The organism is Roseibium sp. MMSF_3544 (assembly GCF_030732845.1).
GTDB lineage: Bacteria > Pseudomonadota > Alphaproteobacteria > Rhizobiales > Stappiaceae > Roseibium.
On the sequence record NZ_JASHKA010000011.1, the window covers coordinates 111,756 to 136,109 of the forward strand.

Here is a 24,354-nt window from a genome sequence, read left to right on the forward strand (position 1 = left end):
CTGGGAGGCGTTCGTGGACGGCATCGTGACCAGGGAGACCCTCGTTAAATGGGCTCCGCTTCTCGTTCTATTGGTCCTGATCTTGTTTTTCGCCGTCATGGAGCCGCGCTTCATCTCGGTCCGCAACATGGCGCGCATTGCGATAGCGTCCGCTCCCGCGCTCATGGTTGCCGTCGGAGTGACTTTCATCATCATCATGGGATCGATCGATCTGTCCATGGAAGGGACGGTCTCGGTTTCCGCGGTGGTGTTTGCCTTCGCGTTTCTCGCAATGGGGGGCACTGTTCTCAGCTGGGCCTGGCTGGCGCTGCCGTTGGCGCTGATCGTCGGTGCCGTTATCGGCCTGATCAACGGACTGGTCCATGTCCGATTACGCATACCATCCTTCATGGCATCGCTGGCGATGGGCTTTGTCGGCACCGGATTTGCACTTCTGCTCACTGGCGGTGACCGGATCCGCATCGAAGACGAAGTCTTTCGCGGGTTGTTGACCGAGCGCTGGTTCGGTTTTCCGGTGATGTGTTACGTCGCGCTTCTTTTCCTATTCATCGCATGGTTCATCCAGTCGCGCACGACGCTGGGCCGGAATTTCTACGCGGTCGGCGGCGGCGAGGAACTCGCGCATGCGTCGGGACTGAACGTGGACCGTGTGCGTGTGATGGGCTTCATGCTCGCCGGTGTCTTCTATGCAGTCGGGGCGCTTCTCGCGGTTGGCCGGATTGGGATCGCAGAAACGGCCACCGGAAACAACTTCATGTTCATCTCGATCACGTCCGTTGTTGTGGGCGGCACCGCGCTGTGGGGTGGAATAGGCGGTGTATGGAACACGCTCATTGGAGTGCTGATCGTCAATGTGATCGGCAATGGAATGGTGGTGATCGGCTTGCCCGGATACGTCCAGGACGGCGTCCTTGGGCTGCTCGTTATCACCGCGGTGGTCCTGTCGACCGACCGCAAGTCCGTCAGCTTTGTAAAATAAGGGGCGGCACATGTATCAACTCAACAAGGTCGACAAGAAGTTTCCGGGTGTCCATGCCCTGAAAGCGGTCGACTTCACCATCGGTCGGGGCGAGATCGTGGGTCTTGTCGGTGAGAACGGTGCCGGTAAATCGACGTTGATGAAGGTCATCTACGGTGCTTACCAGGCCGATGGCGGGACCGTGACAATCGACGGCACAACGGTTCGCTTCCAGAGCCCGCGCCAGGCCATGGAACATGGCATCGGGATGGTGTTTCAGGAGCAATCCCTGATCACAAACCTGACGGTGATGGAAAACATCTTCCTTGGTTTTGAGAGCCAATTCGTCAAATTCGGGATCATCGACTGGAAGGCAATGGCAGCCGCCGCGCGGCACCAGTTGTCCAAGGTGAAGCTGGACATCGATCCGGCAATGACCACCGCCAACCTGTCTTTCGCGCAAAGGCAGCTCGTCGAACTGGCCAAGGTGCTGACACTTGAGGAACGCGTCGACGGCGACCTGGTCATTTTGCTCGACGAACCCACCAGTGTTCTGGCGCGAGAAGAAGTGGAACTTCTGTTCAAGCTGGTTCGCGAACTCCGCACACGTGCATCGTTCATTTTCGTCAGCCACCGGATGGACGAGGTTCTCGAGCTGTCCGACCGTATTTACGTGATGAAGGACGGAGAAGTGGTCGACGTTGTCGATCACGACGAAGCCGACATCGACACCATTCAGCACAAGATGGTCGGCCGGGACATCGACAAGGAATACTACAGGGAGCAGAAGCAGGGTCCTTACGACACGAACAATGTTCTGGTCAGCTTCGACAAGGTTTCGTTAGCGGGAAGATACAGCGATATCAGCTTCGACCTGCATGCCGGCGAAGTGCTTTGCCTCGTCGGGACTGAAGGCTCCGGACGCGAGCCGATCCTGCGCACAATATTCGGCCTGGAAACCCCGACCAGCGGCACGGTATCGCTGAAAGGGCAGCAAATCCGCAGTTTCAACGCCCAGACCGGCGTTTCGATGGGTGTCGGCTATATCCCGCGCGAACGCAAGGTCGAGGGGATTGTCGGCGGCATGAACGTCTACGAGAACATGACGCTCAGCCAGATGCAGAACTACGCGTCCGGCGGTGTGCTCAATATCAGCCGTGAACGGGAGCTTGCCCGTCAATGGATTGACCGCCTGTCCATCAAGACCCCGTCGGTGTTCAAGGATTGCGGCGGTCTGTCCGGCGGAAACCAGCAAAAGGTCGTGCTTGCCAAATGGCGTTCGGCCGGCTCCGACATCATCCTTCTCGATCATCCGACACGCGGCCTCGATATCGGTGCCAAGGAAGACGTCTACGACATGGTCCGGGAGATGTGCGACGACGGAGCAGGGATCATCCTGGTCGCCGACACCCTGGAAGAGGCCATCGGCCTCAGTCACACAATCCTCGTATTGAAAGACGGTGAAGCCCAGCAGGTGTTCCACGGGCAGCCTGGTGACAAGCCGTCGCTCTACGATCTCGTCCATCACATGACCTGAGGCACCGGAATGAGCCTGGAACGAATAAAGCCGCATTTGCCCTGGATTACGCTGCTCGTCCTCGTGCTGATCGTCGGCATTGCGGACTCCAATTTCCTGCGGCCTCAGAACCTGATGGCGATGGTGGCCGACATCATGCCGCTCTTCATCATGGCGCTCGGTATGACATTCGCGATCTACATCGGCGGGATTGATTTGTCGGCACAGTCGGTCGCCAATATGACGACGGTGGTCGCGACAGTCGCGCTGCCCACATTCGGGATTTCCGCAGCTCTTATCTGCATCGTCGCAGGCCTTACCTTTGGCGCGGTCTCCGGGTTCATCACGACCAGACTCCTGGTGCCGTCTTTCGTCTCGACACTCGCCATCGGCGGTGTTGCCTATTCGACAGCGCAGTATCTGTCCGGACAGCGGGCGCTCTACATGGATGCGACCCTGCGGGACAATTCCTTCGGCTGGATGGTCGGCAACAGCTTCGGCATCTCCCACGAGATCTTCATCGGTGCAGCACTGCTGCTGATCATGCTGTTTCTGCAGCACCGGACCACTTTCGGACGCGCGCTGAAAGCCGTCGGGGCAGGCGAGCTCGCCGCCGTGGCCTCTGGTTTGAGCGTTGCGCGTATCAAGATCATCGCGTTTGCCCTGTCCGGAATGTTGGCGGCAATCGCCGGGCTGTTGTTTGCGGTCAAGCTGTCCGGTGGTTCGCCGACGCTTGCAAACGGATTTCTCCTGCCGGCCATCGTTGCCGTTCTTGTCGGCGGAACACCCTTGACCGGGGGTGTCGGCGGGGTCCTCAACACCCTGATCGGAACACTGATCGTGGCCGTGATCCGGTCCTCGATGCTCTATTTCGAGATCGACGCGACCATGCAGCAGATGGTTTTCGGCATCATCTTGATTGTCGCAATCGCTGCAACGATCGATCGCAGCAAAATGCGGATCGTGAAGTAGGGACGCGCCGATGACGAACACGATGAAAGCAGCGGTTCTGGTCCAGCAAGGACTGTTCGAGATCGAAGAACGGCCAGTGCCGGTTCCGGGCCGCGGCGAGGTGCTGATCCGGATTGCCAGGGTCGGCATCTGCGGAACGGATCTGCATATTTTCAACGGACATTATGCATCCGAGAACCTGCCGATGATCCCCGGGCATGAGTTCACCGGCACGATCGAGGCGCTCGGCTCGGACGTGACCGGTCTTGAGCTTGGCGCCAAGGCGGTTGTCGATATGAATATCGGCTGTGGCACCTGCTATTGGTGCCGCCGGAACGAAATCCTGAACTGCCCCGATATGCAACAGATGGGGATCACCATGGACGGCGCTTTTGCCGAATACATGGCGGTACCAGCCCGGCTTGTCATACCGGCATCCGGTCTGATTCCGGACGATGTTCTGGCGCTGACGGAGCCTTTGGCATGCGTTGTCAGAGCGGCAAGAAAGGCAAATGTCACCTTCGGGCAGTCCGTCGTCGTGATCGGGGCCGGGCCGATCGGCAATCTTCATGTTCAGCTTTTGCGCACCATCGGGGCTGCACCCATCATTGTCGCCGACGTCTCGGCGGATCGTATCTCCATGGCCATGGAGGCGGGGGCGGATTACGGGGTGAGCAATCCTGCGGACCTCTTTGAGACCGTGATGGACGCAACCGAGGGACGCGGTGCTGACATAGTGATCGAGAGTGTCGGTCAGGCGGCGCTTTATGCGGAGGCGGGCAGGTTGATCCGCAAGGGCGGGCACATCGCCGCCTTCGGGTTGACCGGGCCGGATGCGGAGCTGCCACTGAATATTCTTGAAACGATCCTTCAGGAGAACTCCATCAAGGGGTCCGTCGCCGGCATGGGGCAGGACATGCACGACGCTCTGACACTCCTGACGCACAACCGGATCAAAACCGAGCGCTTCACAGGCGCTTCCTATCCGCTCGCAGACATACAAGAGGCATTCGACACGATCTCCCAACGACCGGGGGATCTGAAAACACAAATTGTGATTTGAGTAAGGGGTATGGGCAAATGGGCAAGATACTGATCATCTATGACAGCGAAAGTGACCGGCAATTCACCAGCACCATGGTGCCGCTGGTCAAGGAAGGCGTCGAGCGTATCGAGGGAATGGAAACCCGCGTTCGTCATGTCAACGAGGCGGAATCGGACGACGTCTTCTGGGCGGATGGCATCGCCATTGGCTGCCCGACGCATTTTGCGGGCATATCCTGGCGCATGAAGAAGTGGTGGGACACCCGCGTTGAGGAAATCTGGTTCAAGACCGACGGCAAGTTCGCCGTACCCTTTACCTCGGCCGGTTCGCTCGGCGGCGGCGGCGAGCTGACCTGCAACGCGCTCAGCCTGATGATGATGAACATGGGTTACTTCGTCTTCGGTATCACCGACTACGTTGCCAAGAAGGAAAGCCTTCACTACGGCGCTGTGGTCGCTGGCGAACCGCGCGCGGAACACGCTAAGGAAGCCTGCCGCCGCGCCGGGCAAAGGCTCGCCGAATGGGTCGGTTTCTACAAGGAAGGCCGCGAGGACCTGCATCCCCTGAAAGCGACTTACAGCCGGTTCTGGGAGCTCGCTGACTGATGGCAAAGGCACGATTGCTCGTTGAACTCAATGTAAAGCCCGATCACGCGGAGGCTTTCATTGCCATGTTCAAGTCAGAGTTCATGTCCCGGTCTCGCAGCGAAGATGGCTGTGAACTCTATGAGCTCTGGAAGGACCCGAAGGAACCCAACCGCATGACTATCGTCGAGGTCTGGACGAGCCAGGCGCATCTCGACACCCATCTTGGACAAGCCTGGTTCGCGGATTGGGCACCCAAGATGGAAGAGATGCAGGAATCGCCGCTGGTGGTTCGCGCCCTTTCATCGGTCGAAGACTAAGACCCCGCCCGTTCTGGGAAACAGAGCGGGCCGGAGCAGGGAGGTTAAAATGGATCAGTTAAACCAGAAATTGGATCTTCCCGGAGAACCGCGGGAATTCGGCTTTTACGTCGACGGCAGATGGGTCGCCGCCGGTGGGCGCGAGGTTTTTGTCCGCAATTCTCCCGGGCATGACGTGCCGGTTTCCAAGATTCCCAAATGCACCCGTGACGACCTCGATACCGCTGTTCGCGCCGCTCGGAAAGCATTCGACGACCGTCGCTGGTCGGGATTGAACGGTGCCGCCCGGGCTGCGGTTCTGCTCCGGGCAGGCAGCCTGATACGGGAAAGAGCCGAGGAAATCGCTTATTTCGAAACGCTGGAAAACGGCAAGCCAATCAGCCAGGCCCGTGCCGAGGTGGCCGGCTGTTCAGACATGTTCGAATATGCAAGCGGTCTGGCGCGCAGCCTTCACGGCGACAGCTTCAACAATCTCGGCGACGGGATGTTCGGGCTTGTCACGCGTGAGCCAGTCGGTGTTGTTGGCCTGATCACACCGTGGAATTTCCCGTTCCTGATCCTGTGTGAACGTGTCCCTTACATTCTGGCATCCGGATGCACCATTGTCGCCAAACCCTCCGAAGTGACGAGCGCCACCACATTGATGCTCGCGGAAATCTTGACGGAAGCCGGCTTGCCGGACGGATGCATGAATGTCGTGACCGGATCAGGGCGTTCGATCGGACAAGCACTTATCGAGCACAACGACGTTGATATGCTGTCTTTTACCGGGTCTACGGCAGTCGGCCGTGCCGTCGTCGAGGCAGCCGGCAAGTCCAACTTCAAGAAGCTCGGTCTGGAACTCGGCGGCAAGAACCCGCAGATCGTTTTTGCCGATGCCGATCTTGAAGACGCAGCCGATGGCGTCGCCTTCGGCATTGGTTTCAATACGGGTCAGTGTTGCGTCTCGGGCTCCCGGCTGATCGTGGAACGATCAGTCGCCGACAAGTTCGCGGAGATGGTTCAGGCGAAATTCGCCAAGGTCAGGGTCGGAGATCCGCTTGATGTGACGACCCAGATCGGTGCGATCACCACCGACGCTCAGAACAGCACGATCATGTCCTATATCGAGAAAGGGCAAAACGAAGGGGCGACGTTGATTTGCGGCGGCGACCAGCTCGACTTTGGTCGCGGGCAGTATATTTCGCCGACCCTTTTCGGGAACGTCAGCCGGGATATGGCAATTGCCCGTGAGGAGATTTTTGGTCCCGTTTTGACAATCATGCCGTTCGACAGTGTCGACGAAGCCATCGAATTGGCCAATGACACAGAATACGGTCTGGCTGCAAGTGTCTGGACGAAGAACATCGACAAGGCTCTTTCGGTAACGCGACGGGTCCAGGCAGGCAGGTTCTGGGTGAACACCACGCTTGCTGGCGGCCCCGAACTGCCGCTTGGTGGCTTCAAGCAATCCGGTTGGGGCCGGGAGGCAGGCATGTACGGTGTTGAGGAATACACCCAGATCAAGTCGGTACATATCGAGATCGGCAAACGCACACCCTGGATTGAATGATGGCAGAGCGCGGTTATGACTACATCATCGTAGGGGGCGGCTCGTCCGGCTGTGTCCTGGCCAATCGCCTTTCGGAAGATTCAAGCTGCCGGGTGCTTCTGCTGGAAGCGGGAGGGAAGGATACCCATCCCTTCATCCATATGCCGGTGGGCTTTGCCAAGATGACCACCGGGCCGCTGACTTGGGGGTTCACAACCGAACCGCAGAAGAATGCGAATGACCGGGAAATTCCCTACGCCCAGGCGCGGGTGATCGGTGGTGGATCTTCCATCAATGCCGAGGTTTTCACTCGTGGAAACCCCGTCGATTATGACCGTTGGGCAAACGAGGAGGGCGCCGAGGGCTGGGCCTTCAAGGACATTCAAAAATATTTCCTGAAATCCGAGGGCAATACGAGCCTGTCCGGCGACTGGCACGGGACCGATGGCGAACTGGCAGTTTCCAATGTGCCCAGTCCCCAGCCGATGACACGCGCCTTTGCCCAGTCCTGCCAGGAATTCGGCATTCCCCATAATCACGATTTCAATGGCCCGGTGCAGGAAGGCGCTGGTGTCTACCAGATCACGACCCGGGACGGAAAACGGTGTTCGGCTGCGGTCGGATACCTGCACCCGGTCATGAAGAGGCCGAATCTGACGGTCCTTACGAAATGCCTTGTCCATCGCCTCGTGATCGAAAAGGACAGGGCAGTCGGCGTGGAGTTCTCCCAAAATGGTGAAACGCAGACTGTCCAGGCGGAAAGTGAAGTTCTGCTGACGGCGGGTGCAATCGGATCACCCAAGCTGATGATGTTGTCCGGCATTGGTCCGGCGGCACATCTGAAGGATGTCGGCATTGACGTGGTGCAGGACCTTCAGGGCGTCGGCGAAAACCTGAATGACCATTTCGGCATAGACATCGTCGCCGAACTCAACGGCCATTACTCGCTCGACAAGTACAACAAGCCGCACTGGATGGTATGGGCTGGGGCGCAATACTACCTCTTCAAGAGCGGTCCCGTAACGTCGAACGTGGTCGAAGGCGGCGCGTTCTGGTACGCGGACAAATCAAACGCCGTTCCGGACCTGCAATTCCATTTCCTTGCGGGGGCAGGTGCAGAGGCCGGTGTTCCGAGCGTACCGAAAGGGTCATCGGGTATCACGCTGAACAGCTACACGCTTCGTCCCAAGGCGAGGGGAACCGTCAAGCTGCGCTCGGCCGATCCCGCCGCAATGCCAATTGTCGATCCCAATTTCCTCGGGCATCCGGACGATTTGAAAACATCGGTTGAAGGCGTCAAGATCAGCAAGGAGATCTTCAGCCAACCGAGCCTGCAAAAGTACATACGCAAGATCAGGTTTCCGGACGACAACGTCAAAACACAAAAGGATTTCGAGGACTATGCCCGCCAGTACGGGCGCACGTCCTATCACCCCACCTGTACCTGCAAGATGGGTGTCGACGAAATGGCGGTCGTCGATCCGCAACTGCGGGTTCGTGGCATCGAAGGTTTGCGGATCTGCGACAGCTCCATCATGCCGAGCCTCGTTGGGAGCAACACAAATGCACCGACGATCATGATCGGAGAAAAGGCTGCGGACATGATCCGGGGAAACAAGTAAGCCGGTTACCTCCCCAACTGAGGGCGGCCGAATGCCGCCCTTTTCTTTTTCGTGTCAGTCGAAGTCGGGAGCGTAGGGGACGAGGTCCTTGCCGACGATCCGGAAACCTGTCTGCGTCATTTCGTCGATCCGGTTCATGTCGATGGATGACAATGTGAAGTCCATCACGTCGAAATTCGCTTCAATATTCTTCCGTTTCGTCGACATGGTATTGATGCTGACACCCTTTTGCAGGATCCAGCGCAAAACGACCTGAGCTGCCGACTTGTCGTACCGCTCTCCGATTTCGCCAAAGACCGGATATTTGAAAACTTCTCCCCGTGCTACCGAACAATAGGACGCAAGAGGAATGTCCGTCTCGGCAGCGGCGGACAGTAAGATGTCCTGGTTCAGCAGCGGATGAAATTCAACCTGGTTTGTGACGAATGGTGTCTCGACGATGTTGCGCGCGTCGCGCATCATCTGTGCGGTGAAATTGGACAGGCCAATATGTCTCGCGTGACCCAGTTTGTGAGCTTGTTCGAGCCGCTTCAGCGAGGGAGCAATATCACCGTCGGGAGCGGGCCAGTGAAGCAGCAAAACGTCGACATAGTCAGTCTGCAAGGCCTTCAGGCTGGCTTCTACGGAGGGGAGAAACTCTGCTTCTCCGAAGTTTGCAACGTCGACCTTTGTTGTGAGAAACAATTCCTCGCGCGGCACACCAGATGCCTTTAGGGCCGCGCCGGTGTCAGATTCATTTTGATACATTTGCGCCGTGTCGAACGCCCTGTATCCAACGTCGATCGCATGTTGGATCGCTTCGCGTAACTCGTTGCCATTCAACGGAAAAGTGCCGAAGCAGCGTTGGTTCGTTTGTTTGAAGTAGCTCATTTCACACCTCCTCATTGGCATCAATGTAACTAAAAAGTTACTTAATTAAAAGTGCGCTACGGCCACTTGACCAAAAAAGATATCCAGTCATAATAAAATAACTAGTTAGTTACTAATGGGGATTTTCATGTCAAAGGTCAGGTCTGCTTCGGAAGCGGTTCGTATGATCGGGAACGATTCGGTCGTTGCAGTGAATTCCTCGTCCGGACTGTGCTGTCCCGATGCGGTGCTGGCTGCTTTGGGCGAACGTTTCGAAGCAGAAGGTGCGCCGAAAAACCTGACGACAATCCATCCGATTGCGGCCGGAGATATGTTCGGCACGAAAGGTGTCGACCACATTGCAAAGCCGGGTCTCTTGTCCCGCATTATCGGCGGGTCCTATCCATCTGGACCGACCAAGGCGGATCCGCCACTTGTCTGGCAGATGATCACGGCCAACCAGGTAAAGGCCTATAATGTTCCCTCAGGTGTCATCTTCGACATGTTGCGCGAAGGCGCTTCAAAACGTCCCGGTGTCCTGACGAAGGTCGGCATGCAAACCTTTGTGGACCCCGATCTTGAAGGTTGCGCCATGAATGACGCAGCACGCGAAGAGCCTATCGTCTCGAAGACAGAATTCGACGGTGAGGACTGGCTTTACTTCAGGTCGCTCAAACCTGATGTCGCGATCATCCGCGCATCGACGGCAGATGAACGCGGCAACCTGAGTTTCGAGCAGGAAGGTGCTTATCTTGGGGCCATGGAAATGGCGCTTGCGGCGCGGAACAACGGCGGCTACGTCATCGCCCAGGTCAAGCACATCGCGCAGAACGGCAGCATTCGGCCGCACGATGTCCGCGTTCCCGGTATACTGGTGGACGCGGTCGTTCAGGCTGCGGACCAATTGCAGACAACTGCCACAGACTACGACCCTGCCATTTCCGGCGAACTCATCCGTCCGCTCAGCACATTCCGCAAAGCGGAATTCAACGTCGGCAAGGTGATCGCACGGCGCGTTGCGCAAGAGCTCAAAGAAGGCTGGGCCGTCAATATCGGGTTCGGCATTTCTGCGAATGTCCCGCGTATCCTGGTTGAGGAAGGCCTGCACGGCGCTGTTACCTGGATGATCGAGCAGGGGGCTGTCGGCGGCATTCCTCTTCTGGATTTCAAGTTCGGATGTTCCGCCAATGCCGAAGCTTTCGTCGCGTCGCCGCACCAGTTCAGTTATTTCCAGGCAGGCGGCTTTGATGCGTCGCTCCTGTCGTTTCTGGAAGTCGGCAAAGACGGGTCTGTGAATGTCTCCAGGCTGTCCGCGGTCCCGCATCGGACGGCCGGTGCCGGCGGCTTTGTCGATATCACCACCAGGGCCCGCAAGATCGTGTTTTCCGGAAACTTCAACGCGGGCGCCAAAATGCGCCTGGAAGACGGGCAATTGCACATTGATACGGAAGGCCGGATCGCCAAGTTCGTCGATAAGGTCGATCAGGTCTCGTTCTCTGGAGCCAGGGCGAGTGCGCAGGGCCAGGACGTCAGCTACATCACCGAGCGCTGCGTGATCCGTCTTGTCGATGGCGGTCTGGTCCTGACGGAAGTCGCCCCGGGGATCGATATCCAGCGCGATATCCTCGACCAGGTGAGCACCGAAGTATCGGTCGCCGAAAATGTCAGCCAGATGGACCCGCGCCTGTTTCAACCGGGCCCGATGGACCTAGAACTGGCGAAGGCTTCATGAACTCGGCTCCCTTTTCCCTTCGTGTCGAGAGACGTGTCGGAATCCTGAGGATGGAACGACCCGAGAAGCGGAACGCTCTCGATGCGCCGATGCTGGAAGCACTCGGCGAGAAGCTGTGGGAAATCGAGCATCGCGATGACTTGCAAGTGCTCATTTTGACGGGCCGCGACAAGGCCTTTTGCGCAGGCGGTGACATCGAAGCCTGGAGTGGGCTCGACGCCGCCAGTTTCGGCCGACATTGGATTCGCGACGGGCACGACATCTTCGACCGCTTGGCTCGTCTGAGGCAGCCGGTCATTGCAGTCCTTAACGGGCACGCGCTCGGGGGTGGCTTGGAACTAGCCGCCTGTGCGGACTACCGGATCGCCGAGGATCATGTGAAAATCGGGATGCCGGAAGCCGGGCTCGGCATCATTGCAGGCTGGTCCGGCACCCAGCGCGCCACTCGCCGCTTCGGCAGCCAATGGGTTCGCAGAATGGCGCTCTTCGGCGAAATCCTGACAGCTGGCCAGGCACACGACGCAGGGATTGTCGATCAGGTTGCGGCGAAAGGCAGCGGCCTCGATTGTGCTCTGGAGTTGGCGGAGAAGGTCCTGGGGCGAGGTCCACTGGCGACCGAACTCACCAAAATGATGATCAACGCCGCCGAAGGAGAAGAGCGCGAGCGCGTGTTGGACTCGCTGGCCGGTCGAATTGCAGCCGCCAGCGATGAATTACGCGAAGGTGTTGCGGCGTTCCGGGAAAAACGATCTCCAGATTTCCGCAACTAAATCCAAGGGGAAAATTCAATGATCAGGCACCTTGTGCATCTCCGGTTCCGTCAGGACGTCAGTGCCGAAACAAAGTCGACCCTCATGGACAAGCTGTCGGGGCTTTCCGGACATATCGACGGCATCACTGACTTTCAACATCGCCCGAATGTCTCCGTTGAGACCCCGCTGGTGCGTGGCTTTCTGGACATGTTCTGGTTCGATTTCAGGGATTCCGGCGTCAGGGACGTATATCTGAACGATCCGGTTCACCAGTCCATCGGTGCTGAAATCGTGGAGCAGCTTGAGGGTGGCGCGGACGGTGTGTTCGTCTGCGATATCGAAGTCTGAACGGTGCGGCTTCGGCCCGGTATTGCTGTCGGGCCGCTAAGGAACCTTCGACGATCAGCTGTAGACCATCAGCCGGTTTTCGCCGGTTTGCACCGTCTCGCCGCGCTGGTTCTGAACATCGAAACGAAGGGTGAGAATTCCGCGCTCCGGCCGCGATGTCGGGCGCATCGCTTCAATTGTGATCGTCACGCCGATCGTGTCGCCGGCAAGAACGGGCGCTTTGAACTGGAACGACCATCCCAGCGAGGCGATTGCCTTGAATTGGGCGGCGGCCTGGTTCTTCAAGCCGTCAACGACCGACAGGACCAGCAATCCGTGCGCGACACGGTCCTCAAAACCGTGCGCCTGCGCCCGTTTCCGGTCCATGTGGATCTCGAAGCGGTCGCCTGACAGAGCAGCGAAATCGTCGATCATCTGCGCCGTGATTTGCCTCGTTCCGGTATGGATCCGGTCGCCGGGCGAGAGCTGGCCCATGGCGTAATGCCCCGGGCCAAGTTCCCTCGCGTCGTAGATACGCTCATTCATGGGGTCGGTGCGTCTTCGCGAAGCAAACCCTTTTCCTTGAGCACACCCCAGAACTCGGAGGGGATCGGGTGGCTGAACCAGTCAAGGTTCTGCTTTAGTTGTTCGACTGTCCGTGTGCCGGCCATGAAGGTTGGAACAGCCGGGTGCGCTACGACAAACTGAAGCGCCGCGGCGGGCAGGGGGACGTCGAAATCCGCACAGACTGCCTCAATCTTGCGGACCCTTTCCATGATGTCTTCCGGTGCAGGGGCGTAATTGTATTTCGCTCCCTCTTTGGCGCCAGTTGCCAGGATGCCGGAGTTGAAGCCGCCGCCGACGACGACCGCCGCGCCGCGTTCTTCGCACAGCGGCAGGAATTTGTTCAGGGCATCCTGCTCCAGGAGCGTGTACCGGCCGGCGAGCAGGAAGCAGTCGAAGTCGCGTCGCTCCAGGGCCGCGTGGCAGACCTCCCATTCGTTGACGCCAACGCCGATCGCCTTGACGAGACCTTCTTCTTTCAGCTTGGAAAGTGCCTTCCAGGCGCCGTCCATTGCGTGCTCAAAAACCTCGGGCTGCTCGTCTCCACGTGTGAAAACGTCGATGTCGTGAATGAAGCAGATGTCGATGCGTTCCAGATTCAGGCGCTGCAGACTGTCCTCGAACGAACGCATCGTGCCGTCATAGGAATAGTCGAAATGCATGGTGAAGCGACCGGCATTTGTCCACGGTGCATATTCAATGTCTTCTTTCCGAGCAGGTTTCAGGATACGCCCGACCTTGGAGGAAAGGACAAAGTCATCGCGGTTTTTCCAGCGCAGGGAATGACCGGTGCGAAGTTCGGAAAGGCCATGCCCGTACATTGGGGCCGTGTCGTAGTATCGGACACCCTGGTTCCAGGCTTCCTGGATCATTGCGTCCGAGGTTTCTTCATCGATTTCGCGGAAGATGTTGCCGATCGGAGCCGTGCCGAATCCGAATGGGGTCACCTCCAGACCGGATCTACCGAACTTTACCCTGCTGTCAGGTCTCATATCTTCCTCCATGAAGTAACTAGTTAGTTATATATAGCAGCTCGCACGCCCTCAGTTCAAGCGTCTCGTGGCTTGACCGGTTGGAATTATGACTCTATAAGTAACTAACTAGTTACTGAAAGGGTCGGTATGTTCGTAAATGAATTGCATCAGCAGGTGAGGGACATGGCCCGGCAATTTGCGGACGATGTCGTTCGACCTGTCGCGGAGGAACTCGATCGGGAAGAGCGATTTCCGGCCGAGATCTATGAGCAGATGGCCGAACTCGGGTTGTTCGGCATTTGTGTTCCGGAAGAGATGGGCGGCCCCGGCTTCGATACGGTGACCTATGCACTTGTGATGGAGGAGTTGTCGCGGGGCTATGCCTCTGTTGCGGACCAGTGCGGCCTCGTCGAATTGATATCGACATTGCTGGTTCAGCATGGATCGGCAGAACAGCGTGCTCATTGGCTCGCAGACATTCTCAAGGCGAAGAAACGGGTCGCCTACTGCATTACCGAGCCCGAGGCCGGGACAGATGTGTCCGGCATCCGCACCGAAGCTGTCAGGCGGGGAGACGGCTGGGTCCTGAACGGTGGCAAGATCTGGATCCACAATGCACCTGTCGCCGATGTCGGTTTTGTGCTCGCTCGCACGGACAAGGACGCCGGTCACCGGGGAATGTCCATTTTCATCGTCGATCTGCACGCGGAAGGCGTGTCACGCGGGCCCAAGGAACACAAGATGGGTCAGCGGGCGAGCCAGGTCGGCGCGCTGAATTTCGACGACGTTCATCTGCCCGCCGAAGCGCTTCTCGGCGTGGAGGGGCGCGGTTTTCACATGATGATGAGTGTGCTCGACAAGGGCAGGGTAGGCATTGGCGCCCTTGCAGTGGGCATCGGCCAGGCCGGGCTTGAAGCGGCTGTTGAATATTCGCAGCAACGCAAGCAATTCAAGAAGCCGATTTCGGAGTTCCAGGGCGTTCAGTGGTTGTTGGCCGATATCGCCAAGGACGTCGAGGCAGCCCGCCTTCTCGTTCACCAGGCGGCGTACAAGATCGACACGGGCGCCGACGCGACCCGATACTGCTCCATGGCGAAGTGCTTTGCCGGGGACATGGCGGTTGCTCGGTCCGCCGATGCGGTTCAGGTTTTTGGCGGCTCTGGATATATCCGCGGGTTCGAGGTCGAACGCCTTTACCGTGATGCCAAGATCACGCAGATCTACGAAGGCACAAACCAGATCCAGCGTATGATCATCGCGCGTGAGCTTCTTGCGAAAGGAGCCTATGTATGAGCCGGCAGGTCGCGCTCATCACCGGTTCCAGCCGCGGCATCGGCTTGGCCGCAGCAAGAGAGCTGGCAAGGGCGGGCTTCGACATAGCGCTCAACACACTTGCCGACGATGATGAACTGGCAGCCGCGGCAAAGCTTGTCGAAGCGGAGGGCGTTCGGGTCTGCAAGGCCGTTTTCGACGTTGGCGATCTTTCCAGGCACAAATCGGTCCTTGATGAAGTCGAAAGCGAGCTCGGACCCGTCACGACACTGGTCAACAATGCCGGCGTTGGTGTCATGAGCCGCGGGGACCCGCTTGATGTGAGCGAAGCGAGTTTTGACCGGTGCATGACGGTCAACGCGAAAGCGGTCTTCTTTCTGACCCAGGAAGTTGCACGGCGCTGGGTTTTAAAGCCGCGCGACCGGGATTTGACCTATTCGGTCGTCAACGTGAGCTCGTCGAACGCGGTGGCTGTCGCGGTGCCGCGTGGTGAATATTGCGCGTCGAAAGCAGCCGCTGCAATGATTTCAAAGCTCTTTGCAGCGCGGCTTGGCCCAGAGGGGATCGCCGTTTACGACGTTCAGCCCGGCCTGATCGCAACCGATATGACCCAGCCGGTCATCGAGAGCTACCGCAAGCGCGCCGAGGACGGCCTTTGCCTCCTGCCGCGCGTCGGTGAGGCGAAGGAGGTCGGTGTCGTGATCGCTTCTCTGGCAACAAACAAACTTCCCTACACGACCGGCCAGGTCATTTCGGTTGACGGCGGCATGCTCGTCCCGCGCTTTTGAGGAGATAGACGTGAAAATTGCGCTGCCTGATACCAGCGGCCGGTCAGTCGACTATGCTTTGAGCGGAACGCCGGTTCCTGTCGTGAAACTTCCCGAAAATCCGGCGCGCGTGGTTTATTCGGCCGCTCATGTGGTTGCCGACCCTTTCACGGCGAACGAGCCGTCGGGCCGCCCCGCAATTGACTGGGAAAAGACGCTGGAATTCCGGCGCTACCTCGCGGGTCTGGGGCTTGGTATTGCAGAGGCAATGGACACCGCGCAACGCGGCATGGGACTGGACTGGCCGACAGCGCTGGAGCTGATCCGGCATACCCGCGAGACTCTTCCCGATGCACGCGTCACCAATGGCTGCGGGACCGAACAGCTGGATCCGGCTGACGCAAGAACCGTTGACGATGTCAAGCGGGCCTATCTGGAGCAGCTCGGCGCAATCCAGAAGCTGGATGCGCGTGTGATCCTGATGGCAAGCCGTGCGCTGGCGCGTGTGGCGGCGTCTGCTGCCGACTACAAGGCCATCTATCGTGCTGTGCTCTCGGAGTGCGAACACCCGGTTATCCTGCATTGGCTCGGGGAAATGTTCGACCCTCAACTGGCCGGGTATTGGGGGAGCGGCAACTTTACGGAAACACTTGAGACCGTTGTTGAAATCATAGAGGAAAACGCGGCAAAAGTGGATGGCATCAAGATCTCGCTGCTCGACAAGGACAAAGAGATCGCCTTGCGCTGCCGGCTGCCGGAAGGCGTGAAGCTCTATACCGGCGATGACTTCAACTACCCGGAACTCATGGCTGGTGACGATGAGGCCTTTTCCCATGCACTGCTGGGGATTTTCGATCCGATTGCCCCGTCGGCAGCCTATGCTGTCGACCGGCTCGGGCATGGAGATCTGGCAGGTTTCAGGTCGACCCTGGACCAGACGGTGCCTCTGGCGAGACTGATCTTCCGTGCACCGACGCAGTACTACAAGACCGGTGTGGTCTTCCTTGCCTGGCTGAACGGGTTTCAGGACCACTTCGTCATGCTCAGTGGTGCACAGTCCATGCGGCCGCTGCCGTATTTCACCGAAATCTTCCGCCAGGCCGACCAGTGCGGACTGCTGAAAGACCCGGATCTTGCAGTTGCGCGAATGAGACGTCTGCTTTCTCTTTATGGCGCGGACTGATGCGGGACTTCACCGACGATCACTCTGCTTTGGCGCTGAACACGGCAACGCTCGGCCACAATCTCGACGGGTTCGGGGCAGGCTGGTCGCCCGAACAGGTTGTCGACGCATGCGCGGAGCGGGGTTACGGAGGCATCGTTTTCTGGACACGGGAAATCGGAGAGCGGGCCGTTTCCATCGGCGAGCGCGTCCGCGCCTCGGGGATGGAGGTGACGGGGTTGTGCAGGACACCTTTCCTGACCGGCTCTCAGGCCGGCGCGGATGACGCGGTCAGAGCGTCGATCGACATGGCGGCAGGGCTCGGAACCACTGTTCTGACAATCGTTACAGGTGGTACCGAACCAGATACGAAGGGTCTTCTTGACAGCCAGAAACGATTGGCCGAACGGATCGCGGCTGTCGCCGACTACGCAGCCGACAGGAGCGTCAGCCTCGCCATTGAACCCCTCAATCCGATGTTCGGTGGCAACAGAACCTGCGTCATGACTGTGCGCGATGCCCTCAATGTCTGCAACATGGTTGGCGCCGGCAATGTCGGCATTGCCGTCGACGTCTACCACGTGTGGTGGGACACGGCGCTGCCAGAAAGCCTCCAGGCGGCAAAAGGCCTGGTTCTGGGCTATCACCTGTGCGACTGGCTGGAAGAAACGTCCGACATGCTGCTTGACCGCGGCATGATGGGCGACGGCGTTGCCGATTTGAAGGCGCTGAGGGCCGCCGTTGAAGACACCGGGTATCGCGGCCTGTGCGAAGTGGAAATCTTTTCTGCCGAGAACTGGTGGAAACGGCCGCCGGAGACCGTGCTCGACACGATTGTCGAGCGTTTCAGGACGGTCTGCTGAGATAAGATTACTCCTCGCTGCAAAGACAGCGCGCAGCTGGAAGGGAGGATGAGACCCTCCAGTCGTGCGAGGAAGCATATGCACCAAATTCCGCACACGGCCTTTTGAAAAGCGGCCAATTTTGCTATCCAGCGTGTGAAAAGCGTTCTCGGATTGAGGTCAAAAGGGGTTGGAACACTTAAAACGTCCAGCTTGGACTTTTACCCGTTTTCCCTCCGATTGTTGAAGATAAAGAAGTTTCAAAACTTCAAGAGCATAGGTTTGCAGTTACGCCCACGATAGAGCGGAGGAAAAAGCAAAAAATCAAAGACTTGAGTGGGTGGTAATTTGATGCTCGCAGTGCTGTTTAGTCCAACAAAATCACCCAAGAAATCTCGAGTTTCGTTTCGTGAAAACGTGTCCACAAACCTTGACTGTTACAACGCTGAGGTCGAAATTCTGAAGATAAGTACAGGCTTGCCGGGAAGCACCGCTCCGCTTTCAACGCACAAGGTGGTCTTTGGGTAGCCAACGTCTTGCAGAACATGTTAAAGGCACTGTCCAAGTTGAGGCAGCGCCGCGCATGTTTAAGTTTCTACTGCCGATGCGGTAATGTTTGGACCGACCAAAGAAAAGACACTAGTTCAAGAACCTCAGAAGAGATTTACGGCGGTGACTGTCTGAAGGGTTGGTTCGTGTGCCTATGAACAACTGATCACTTTTTTGGTGCAGTCAGCACAGAAGCAGTCAGATGCACACTTGATGATTGCGTGTGCGAACGTAGATTTAACCGCAAATTCGTGCTCACTTCAGCGACCTTAAAGTGAATATTACTATACTATGAGTGTAATTTGGGTGGCATTTACAACCAACGTGAATTGTGACAGCCTCACGCAATACGAGTGCTCAACATTGCTTTTTGCCCGCTCACCCAAGGCCTGTGTTGAAGGTTGGTGAGAGTCTCGGGATGAGTGAAACGGAAAAGATTCAAATACGTCATTTGCAGCAAGGTGCGCGGTCGGGAGTGCCGGTTCTCCACCTGATGTTCCACCCCCACAACCGCGAAAGGCGCGCGTCGTCGAAAGGTGCTCGTCTCTCAAGCACCTTTGGCAAACGCGGGATGGCGTAACCGATGGCTTATTGGCTTAAAATGGCGTTTGACGCTCGTGAACCAAGCTTCGAATTTGAAGATGAACCCGAAAAAATGCGTCTGTTCGGTCTTAGCCTTGGTATACCAGTCGGCACAGAGCGATTGCCAACCAAGGCACGCGAGATCACGGAAAAAAAAGTCTACCCAGACATTATGACGATGCCTGGGTTGAACGCAGTGAGCGCTAAGTTCAAACAAATCGTCGAAGAATTCGAACCAGAGCTGCACCAATTCTTTCCTCTGCGTCTCACAAGGAAAGATGGTTCTCTCGTTGAAGACGAATACTTCATCTTCAATTGCACTGTTTCTTTTGACTCGCTTCTGTTTCAGCATTCTGAAGTAGATTGGATTTATTCGGAGAGCAAAAATAAATGTCCATGGTTAGAGATTAAAGATTTTCGTGTAAATGCTTTAAGTAAACCTGCAATTCAAGGGCGCCACATATGGAGCAATTTTCGCCTCCGCTGCCCTGGAATTTATATTTCCGATGCGTTTCATCGACAATTAAAGGATGAGAAGATCCGTTATTGTGAAAGTTTTTTTTGTGAGGAGTTAGACATTCCTTGGGTTGCATCGGAAAATGTGCAGCCAATTCTCGATTGGGAAAAGAAGCACGGATTGGAGCGAGGCATGAAGCCTTGGCTTCTCCAACATCAAGATGAACTCAAGTAAAACTTGGATGGGAATGACCTGACACTGCGGACGGCCTCTCCGCCGGCTAAGTGTGCCATGAGTTAGCCGTCAAGCCATGTGTGATGGTGGTGTTAATGTAAGAGAACAGTGAACTGGGAGTGACTGGACCGGCATCTTCACGCGCGTGATTCTTGCCATCTTCTATGAGATTTTCTCGGTGCGGCATGTCCAAGCATGATTGGCTCAAAGTCTTTTTCAATTTTTCAATGAATAAGCCTTGGAACGCCTATGCGGCTTGTTCATTTCATGCATATCGGTAACGTGAATTTCGCTTAGGTCGCCGAACGTTGATATATTGGTGACGCGCTTGGTCGAGACGCTTTCACCATGATCATTGCTTCACGCGGTTTCTGCTCAATGCCCGGCATCTTTTCGTCTCCGAAAGGTGCCTGATTTGTTATCGCCTTTGCGACAAGCGATTCCTCGCTAATTTCCACATACGGCCTTTTGAAAAACGTCCAATTTTGCTATCCAGCGTGTGAAAAGCGTTCTCGGATTGAGGTCAAAAGGGGCCTGAGCGTTTAAAACTGACGTGTACGGGTTTTGCGTGTCCGCCCCTAAGGTCGTTGAAGACAAAGAAAAAGTGTCTAAATATCAAGAGTATAAGTTCGCAGTCGCGCCGATGATGGAGTGGACCGACAGGCACTGCCGTGCATTTCACCGGCAGTTGTCGCGCCATGCGCTGCTTTATACCGAAATGGTGACGACAGGCGCGGTCATACATGGTGACCGGGACCACTTGCTTGGCTTTTCTGATCTGGAGCACCCGATCGCGTGCCAATTAGGCGGGTCCGACCCCAAGGATATGGCTGCTTCGGCGCGGATTGTTGCGGCTTACGGATATGACGAGGTCAACATCAATGTCGGCTGTCCGTCCGACCGCGTGCAATCGGGCCGCTTCGGCGCTTGCCTGATGCGGGAGCCGGATCTGGTTGCAGCTTGTGTCAAGGCCATGAAAGACGCCGTCGATATTCCCGTGACCGTCAAGTGCCGGATCGGTGTTGATGACCAGGACCCGGAAGAAGCGCTCGACCGAATCGCTGATGCGGTTTTCGGTGCGGGCACAGATGCACTTTGGGTGCATGCCCGAAAGGCTTGGCTCAAGGGGTTGAGCCCGAAAGAAAACAGAGACATTCCGCCGCTCGACTACGACCGGGTCATGCGCCTGAAGCGCCGTTACCCTGAAAAGTTCATCGGGCTGAATGGCGGCCTTCAATCGCTCGATCAGGCCCTGCCATACCTTGAGGAACTCGATGGTCTGATGTTCGGCCGCGCGGCCTATCACACGCCGCAGATCATGGGTGACGTCGACCGCAGGCTGTACGGCGCTACAGCTGATGATGTTTCTCCCTGGGAGGCGGTCAGGGCTCATATGGACTATCTGGAAGAGCAGTTGGCGCAAGGGGTTAAACTGGCGCATATGACCCGACACATGCTGGGTCTCTTTCACGGGCGTCCTGGAGCGCGGTCATGGCGGCGTATTCTGACCGTCGAGGCGATCAAACCGGGCGCGGGTCTGGAAGTTGTCGAGAAGGCTTTGGCGGCCGTCAGTCCGGCGGGCTATGACGTGGAGGCTGCTGAGTAACAGGGCCGGATCAGGGGGTCATGATCAGCTGGTCGCCTTCAATCCGCCAGCTCCTGAGCCGGTCGAGCGCCGTCAGCCCCAACAGGCTGCCTTCCAGTGAGCCTTCACGGGCGACAAAAGCTCGAATGTTGCGGAGCGTGTGATCGCCGACCGTAATCGTGTCGATGCGAATGGGCGCGACCATGGTGCGACCGTTGGCCGTCGAGACGGGTACGGTGAACATGAGATCCTCGGGATGAAACCCGGCTCTGCGCGAATCGTCATAGGTCAACACAACCGCGCTGGCGCCAGTATCGAGCAGGAAATGTGTCCGCTCACCGTTGACACGGCCGTCAACAACGAAATGACCACTGGCATCGCGAACGATCAGGATAGACCCGTCAGGCTGCGTGACGGCCATCCCGGGCGCCAATGCGCCAAGCACGCGATAGCCGACCTGAACGAGATCTGTGCGGTACGTATAGCCAACGACCAGGAGGGCGCACAGGCCGCCCCAGAAGAAGATGCCTTGCAGGACTTCACGGAACCTCGGCTGACCGAAGATGAAACTTGCCAGCAACACAGCCGCAATTGCCGAAAGGCCGACAATGCGCGGACCGGTGGTGTCAAAATTGGCGTTGGCGGGATCGGTTGGATCGCCGAAAACGGCGAAAAAGACCACCACGCCAAGAATGATGATCAAAATGGCAAGCACGATACCGCGGATTTGTCCCGGACCCGGCATCACTCACCGCCTTCTTCGCCCGGTGCAATGCGGCGGCTGCTCAGGTCGGACATGATATTCGCGCGTTCTTCTTCGCTGAAATGTGTCCAACCGGCGATTTCTTCGAGCGAGCGCAGACAACCGGCGCATAGACCGGTGTCCTGATCGATCTGACAGTATTGAATGCAAGGCGAGTTCATGAGGCCCATATGGCGACAGATTGTGGTTTTGCCAAGACGGGAATGCGTCCGGCAGATACTCAAAAGCGGCGTCAGCGCGCTCCAGAATAAGTGAAGGGTGCCGTGACGATGTTGACAGGCAAGGCGACAGTATTGCCGACAAACGTTCCAAGGCTGTCACCGAGAGTGGCGCCACGGGTCGCGTTGGTTCTGGCGCGCAGGCCAGATTGCCCCAGCGTGCTTCGGAATTGCGGACTGAGCTGCGCCAGCTGGGCAAATTTGGAGTGGTTTGCGGCGTCAAGTGAATCGAGCTCGGTCACGTCGATCACGATTGCTCCCAACTCCGCAAGCTCCTCATCATTGGAATAGGCCCCGACACGCTCCTTGCCGCCGGCGATTGCCCTGGAGACGCGTAGGGCCTTGTCGTCTCGAGACACCACGACGACGTAAGGGTTTGCCGGTGTGCCGAGCTTTTTGAGCTGAGCCTTGAAGAGATCGATATCGATGTCGGGCGCTGCGAGAATGACCAGATCAAGCTTTCCTTCAAGCGCTTTGCGTTGTGCCGGGCTTGACTGGATGGCTGTTTCCATGAGCAGCCAGTTCCCCATGGAATGGGCAAGGATCGTGATTTCTTCCGCGTTGGTTTTCGCAAGCAGAAGCATTGTCTCCGCCAGTGACTGGCGGGCGATCGCGGCGCTGTTCAGGTCGTACACATAGTCCTGGAGCTTTCCGCGGGACGCCCAGGTGAACAGGACCGGTACGCCGTCAATGTCACCGTCATGAACAACCTGGACAAAGCGGTAAAGCGCCTCGGGAAACAGCGTGTTGTAGCCGTGAATGAATAGGAAGACCTTGCGCTCGCCCTTGGGCAGCTTTGCCAGTTTTCTGTTGATTTCACGTGCAAAGGCATCCTGGTTATCGATGTAACCGGCGTCCCGGGCGACAAATTCTGTCTCTGGATCGCCCGGCAGGCTCTTGGGCCACTCAACCTGGCTCGGCTCGTGGCTCGGCGGCACGGAAATGGTCGCGTGCGCATAATTGACCTGCGTGGACCGTTCTCCGCTGAAATAAGTATCCGGGCGGCTGTCGCGTTCGCGGGTCGTGACAACCATGATGTCATGCGACGTTGCGCCAGCTGCTGGTGTTTCATTCAAGGCGAGCGCCCCGACGTCCGGCCGGCTACCGCAGGCGGCCAGCGAAAACAGGACGGCCAGCAGGACCAGAACCCGTACCGGCCACGCGCCCGTATCGCTCGTCTTGTTCAATGTGATGTGTGCCATATTCAGTCGCTGCCCGGACGTCACCTTTTCAAGGCACCATAAGCATCCCGGCCAAGAATCCAAGCCCGCAGATTTGCTGAAGGGCACCTAAAACATCGCCCGTGACGCCGCCGACCTTTTCAACTGCAAGTCTGCCGATCCCGTAAGCTGCACCAAGGGCGACAGCAATCCCGAGCGCGAGCGCAGGAAAAGACAGAAGCAGCACAGCGGGGATCATCAGCGGAAGAGTTATGAACAGAGCCTCGCGCAGCGTTCGCGAGGTCGGTTTTCCAAACCGGGCGGCAAGACCTTCAGGGCGCGCGAGCGGCCTTTGGGTCCACTGCCAGACCAGCAAGGTCCGGGACAGCGCTTCGCTGGTCAGGAACAGGAGCGCAGCGTCGGCGGGAGAAAATCTTTGCCAGAGGGCCGCCAGAAGTGAAATCCGAAGAAGCGTGGAGACTGTCAGAGCAAGTGCGCCGAAAGCACCAATCCGGCTGTCTTTCATGATTTCGAGGCGCTTTTCGCGAGATGCACCACCGAAGAAACCGTCTGCAACGTCACTCAAGCCGTCTTCATGCAGCGCACCCGTAGTCGCTGCCAGCAACGCGACAGCCAGGGTGGCAACGGCAAACGACGGCAAGTGCGTATAGGCAAGGACCATTCCCAAAGCGGCCGCAGGTAACGCAACCGTCACGCCGGCGAGCGGTGCGGATCTTGCGATCCTGTCAAACTTCGGGGGCGCAGCAGGGTCGTCGGCGGAATTGACCTTTGGAAGCGGCAGCCGCGAAAAGAAGCGGACGCAGGCCGCCGTATCGGCTGCCAGTCCGGAAAAGCCGGATAACATCGCGCCATGACCGTTCGTTTGCCGGATTGAATCGGGTTTCGCCTGAGAATTGGGGTTTTGGTCGGTTTCAGTACCCATCAGGCCGGTCCTGTGCTTGAGTTTTCTCGACGCGCCGTTATAGATCAGCCGCCTAAGAGGACCAAGTATCGGGTCGAAATCGTCAAAACAAACGG

24 protein-coding genes are annotated in these 24,354 nt (G+C 57.5%); 17 read left to right on the forward strand and 7 right to left on the reverse strand.

Annotated elements, in window-relative coordinates:
- Positions 1–13: 13 nt before the first annotated feature.
- Genes RBB47_RS17145 through RBB47_RS17180 form a run of 8 tightly spaced genes read left to right on the forward strand, consistent with a single transcriptional unit; the run spans position 14 to position 8,527 of the window.
- The gene (locus tag RBB47_RS17145) at positions 14–979 is read left to right on the forward strand and encodes an ABC transporter permease (protein WP_305987080.1); all 966 of its coding nucleotides are present in this window, start codon (positions 14–16) and stop codon (positions 977–979) included.
- A gap of 10 nt (positions 980–989) precedes the next feature.
- Positions 990–2,495, forward strand: coding sequence for a sugar ABC transporter ATP-binding protein (locus RBB47_RS17150; RefSeq protein ID WP_305987081.1), 1,506 nt, complete (start codon positions 990–992; stop codon positions 2,493–2,495).
- A gap of 9 nt (positions 2,496–2,504) precedes the next feature.
- On the forward strand, positions 2,505–3,446 hold the full coding sequence (locus tag RBB47_RS17155; protein ID WP_305987082.1) for an ABC transporter permease: 942 nt from the start codon (positions 2,505–2,507) through the stop codon (positions 3,444–3,446).
- A gap of 10 nt (positions 3,447–3,456) precedes the next feature.
- Positions 3,457–4,488, forward strand: a complete 1,032-nt coding sequence (locus tag RBB47_RS17160; RefSeq protein WP_305987083.1) for a zinc-binding dehydrogenase — start codon at positions 3,457–3,459, stop codon at positions 4,486–4,488.
- 17 nt (positions 4,489–4,505) lie between these two features.
- A complete protein-coding gene (locus RBB47_RS17165) occupies positions 4,506–5,075 on the forward strand; it encodes a flavodoxin family protein (RefSeq protein WP_305987084.1) in 570 nt (189 codons plus the stop codon).
- Positions 5,075–5,374 (forward strand): putative quinol monooxygenase, encoded by a 300-nt coding sequence (locus tag RBB47_RS17170; protein WP_305987085.1) that lies wholly within the window; start codon positions 5,075–5,077, stop codon positions 5,372–5,374. Before RBB47_RS17165 ends, RBB47_RS17170 begins: the two co-directional genes overlap by 1 nt.
- A 49-nt stretch (positions 5,375–5,423) precedes the next feature.
- Complete coding sequence (locus RBB47_RS17175; protein ID WP_305987086.1) at positions 5,424–6,926, forward strand: aldehyde dehydrogenase family protein; 1,503 nt, start codon at positions 5,424–5,426, stop codon at positions 6,924–6,926.
- A complete protein-coding gene (locus tag RBB47_RS17180; RefSeq protein ID WP_371932807.1) occupies positions 6,926–8,527 on the forward strand; it encodes a GMC family oxidoreductase in 1,602 nt (533 codons plus the stop codon). The genes RBB47_RS17175 and RBB47_RS17180 overlap by 1 nt, the downstream gene beginning before the upstream one ends.
- Before the next feature lie 54 nt (positions 8,528–8,581).
- Here RBB47_RS17180 and RBB47_RS17185 read toward each other — a convergent pair whose 3' ends face one another.
- Entirely contained in the window at positions 8,582–9,397 is an 816-nt protein-coding gene (locus RBB47_RS17185; RefSeq protein WP_305987088.1) for an aldo/keto reductase, read from the reverse strand.
- A gap of 127 nt (positions 9,398–9,524) precedes the next feature.
- On the opposite strand from RBB47_RS17185, the gene RBB47_RS17190 reads away from it, so the two are divergent.
- Genes RBB47_RS17190 through RBB47_RS17200 form a run of 3 tightly spaced genes read left to right on the forward strand, consistent with a single transcriptional unit; the run spans position 9,525 to position 12,208 of the window.
- Positions 9,525–11,108, forward strand: coding sequence for an acyl CoA:acetate/3-ketoacid CoA transferase (locus tag RBB47_RS17190; RefSeq protein ID WP_305987089.1), 1,584 nt, complete (start codon positions 9,525–9,527; stop codon positions 11,106–11,108).
- Entirely contained in the window at positions 11,105–11,878 is a 774-nt protein-coding gene (locus tag RBB47_RS17195; RefSeq protein WP_305987090.1) for an enoyl-CoA hydratase/isomerase family protein, read from the forward strand. The genes RBB47_RS17190 and RBB47_RS17195 overlap by 4 nt, the downstream gene beginning before the upstream one ends.
- An 18-nt stretch (positions 11,879–11,896) precedes the next feature.
- Positions 11,897–12,208, forward strand: coding sequence for a Dabb family protein (locus RBB47_RS17200; protein WP_305987091.1), 312 nt, complete (start codon positions 11,897–11,899; stop codon positions 12,206–12,208).
- Positions 12,209–12,262: 54 nt separating this feature from the next.
- On the opposite strand, the gene RBB47_RS17205 is transcribed toward RBB47_RS17200, so the two are convergent.
- The gene (locus RBB47_RS17205) at positions 12,263–12,733 is read right to left on the reverse strand and encodes a MaoC family dehydratase (RefSeq protein ID WP_305987092.1); all 471 of its coding nucleotides are present in this window, start codon (positions 12,731–12,733) and stop codon (positions 12,263–12,265) included.
- Positions 12,730–13,743, reverse strand: coding sequence for an aldo/keto reductase (locus tag RBB47_RS17210; RefSeq protein WP_305987093.1), 1,014 nt, complete (start codon positions 13,741–13,743; stop codon positions 12,730–12,732). Before RBB47_RS17210 ends, RBB47_RS17205 begins: the two co-directional genes overlap by 4 nt.
- 129 nt (positions 13,744–13,872) lie before the next feature.
- Here RBB47_RS17210 and RBB47_RS17215 point away from each other — a divergent pair, with 129 nt between their 5' ends.
- From RBB47_RS17215 to dusA, 6 genes are all read left to right on the forward strand, one after another.
- Positions 13,873–15,018: an acyl-CoA dehydrogenase family protein gene (locus RBB47_RS17215; protein WP_305987094.1), complete on the forward strand. Its 1,146-nt coding sequence runs from the start codon at positions 13,873–13,875 to the stop codon at positions 15,016–15,018.
- Complete coding sequence (locus tag RBB47_RS17220; protein ID WP_305987095.1) at positions 15,015–15,785, forward strand: 3-ketoacyl-ACP reductase; 771 nt, start codon at positions 15,015–15,017, stop codon at positions 15,783–15,785. The genes RBB47_RS17215 and RBB47_RS17220 overlap by 4 nt, the downstream gene beginning before the upstream one ends.
- 10 nt (positions 15,786–15,795) lie before the next feature.
- Positions 15,796–16,947: a dihydrodipicolinate synthase family protein gene (locus RBB47_RS17225; RefSeq protein WP_305987096.1), complete on the forward strand. Its 1,152-nt coding sequence runs from the start codon at positions 15,796–15,798 to the stop codon at positions 16,945–16,947.
- Positions 16,947–17,789 carry a sugar phosphate isomerase/epimerase gene (locus RBB47_RS17230; RefSeq protein ID WP_305987097.1) on the forward strand — a complete coding sequence of 281 codons (843 nt, stop codon included), beginning with the start codon at positions 16,947–16,949 and terminating at the stop codon, positions 17,787–17,789. Before RBB47_RS17225 ends, RBB47_RS17230 begins: the two co-directional genes overlap by 1 nt.
- 1,111 nt (positions 17,790–18,900) lie before the next feature.
- On the forward strand, positions 18,901–19,590 hold the full coding sequence (locus RBB47_RS17235; protein WP_305987098.1) for an imm11 family protein: 690 nt from the start codon (positions 18,901–18,903) through the stop codon (positions 19,588–19,590).
- Positions 19,591–20,194: 604 nt separating this feature from the next.
- Positions 20,195–21,196, forward strand: coding sequence for a tRNA dihydrouridine(20/20a) synthase DusA (gene dusA / locus RBB47_RS17240; protein ID WP_305987099.1), 1,002 nt, complete (start codon positions 20,195–20,197; stop codon positions 21,194–21,196).
- Between the two features lie 10 nt (positions 21,197–21,206).
- On the opposite strand, the gene RBB47_RS17245 is transcribed toward dusA, so the two are convergent.
- The 4 genes from RBB47_RS17245 to cobS all read right to left on the reverse strand — a co-directional run bounded on the left by RBB47_RS17245 (position 21,207) and on the right by cobS (position 24,259).
- Positions 21,207–21,920 carry a TIGR02281 family clan AA aspartic protease gene (locus RBB47_RS17245; protein WP_305987100.1) on the reverse strand — a complete coding sequence of 238 codons (714 nt, stop codon included), beginning with the start codon at positions 21,918–21,920 and terminating at the stop codon, positions 21,207–21,209.
- The gene (locus tag RBB47_RS17250; protein ID WP_305987101.1) at positions 21,920–22,099 is read right to left on the reverse strand and encodes a DUF1289 domain-containing protein; all 180 of its coding nucleotides are present in this window, start codon (positions 22,097–22,099) and stop codon (positions 21,920–21,922) included. The genes RBB47_RS17245 and RBB47_RS17250 overlap by 1 nt, the downstream gene beginning before the upstream one ends.
- A 71-nt stretch (positions 22,100–22,170) precedes the next feature.
- Positions 22,171–23,358 (reverse strand): alpha/beta hydrolase, encoded by a 1,188-nt coding sequence (locus tag RBB47_RS17255; RefSeq protein ID WP_305987102.1) that lies wholly within the window; start codon positions 23,356–23,358, stop codon positions 22,171–22,173.
- A gap of 28 nt (positions 23,359–23,386) precedes the next feature.
- The gene (gene cobS, locus RBB47_RS17260) at positions 23,387–24,259 is read right to left on the reverse strand and encodes an adenosylcobinamide-GDP ribazoletransferase (protein WP_305987103.1); all 873 of its coding nucleotides are present in this window, start codon (positions 24,257–24,259) and stop codon (positions 23,387–23,389) included.
- Positions 24,260–24,354: the final 95 nt, after the last annotated feature.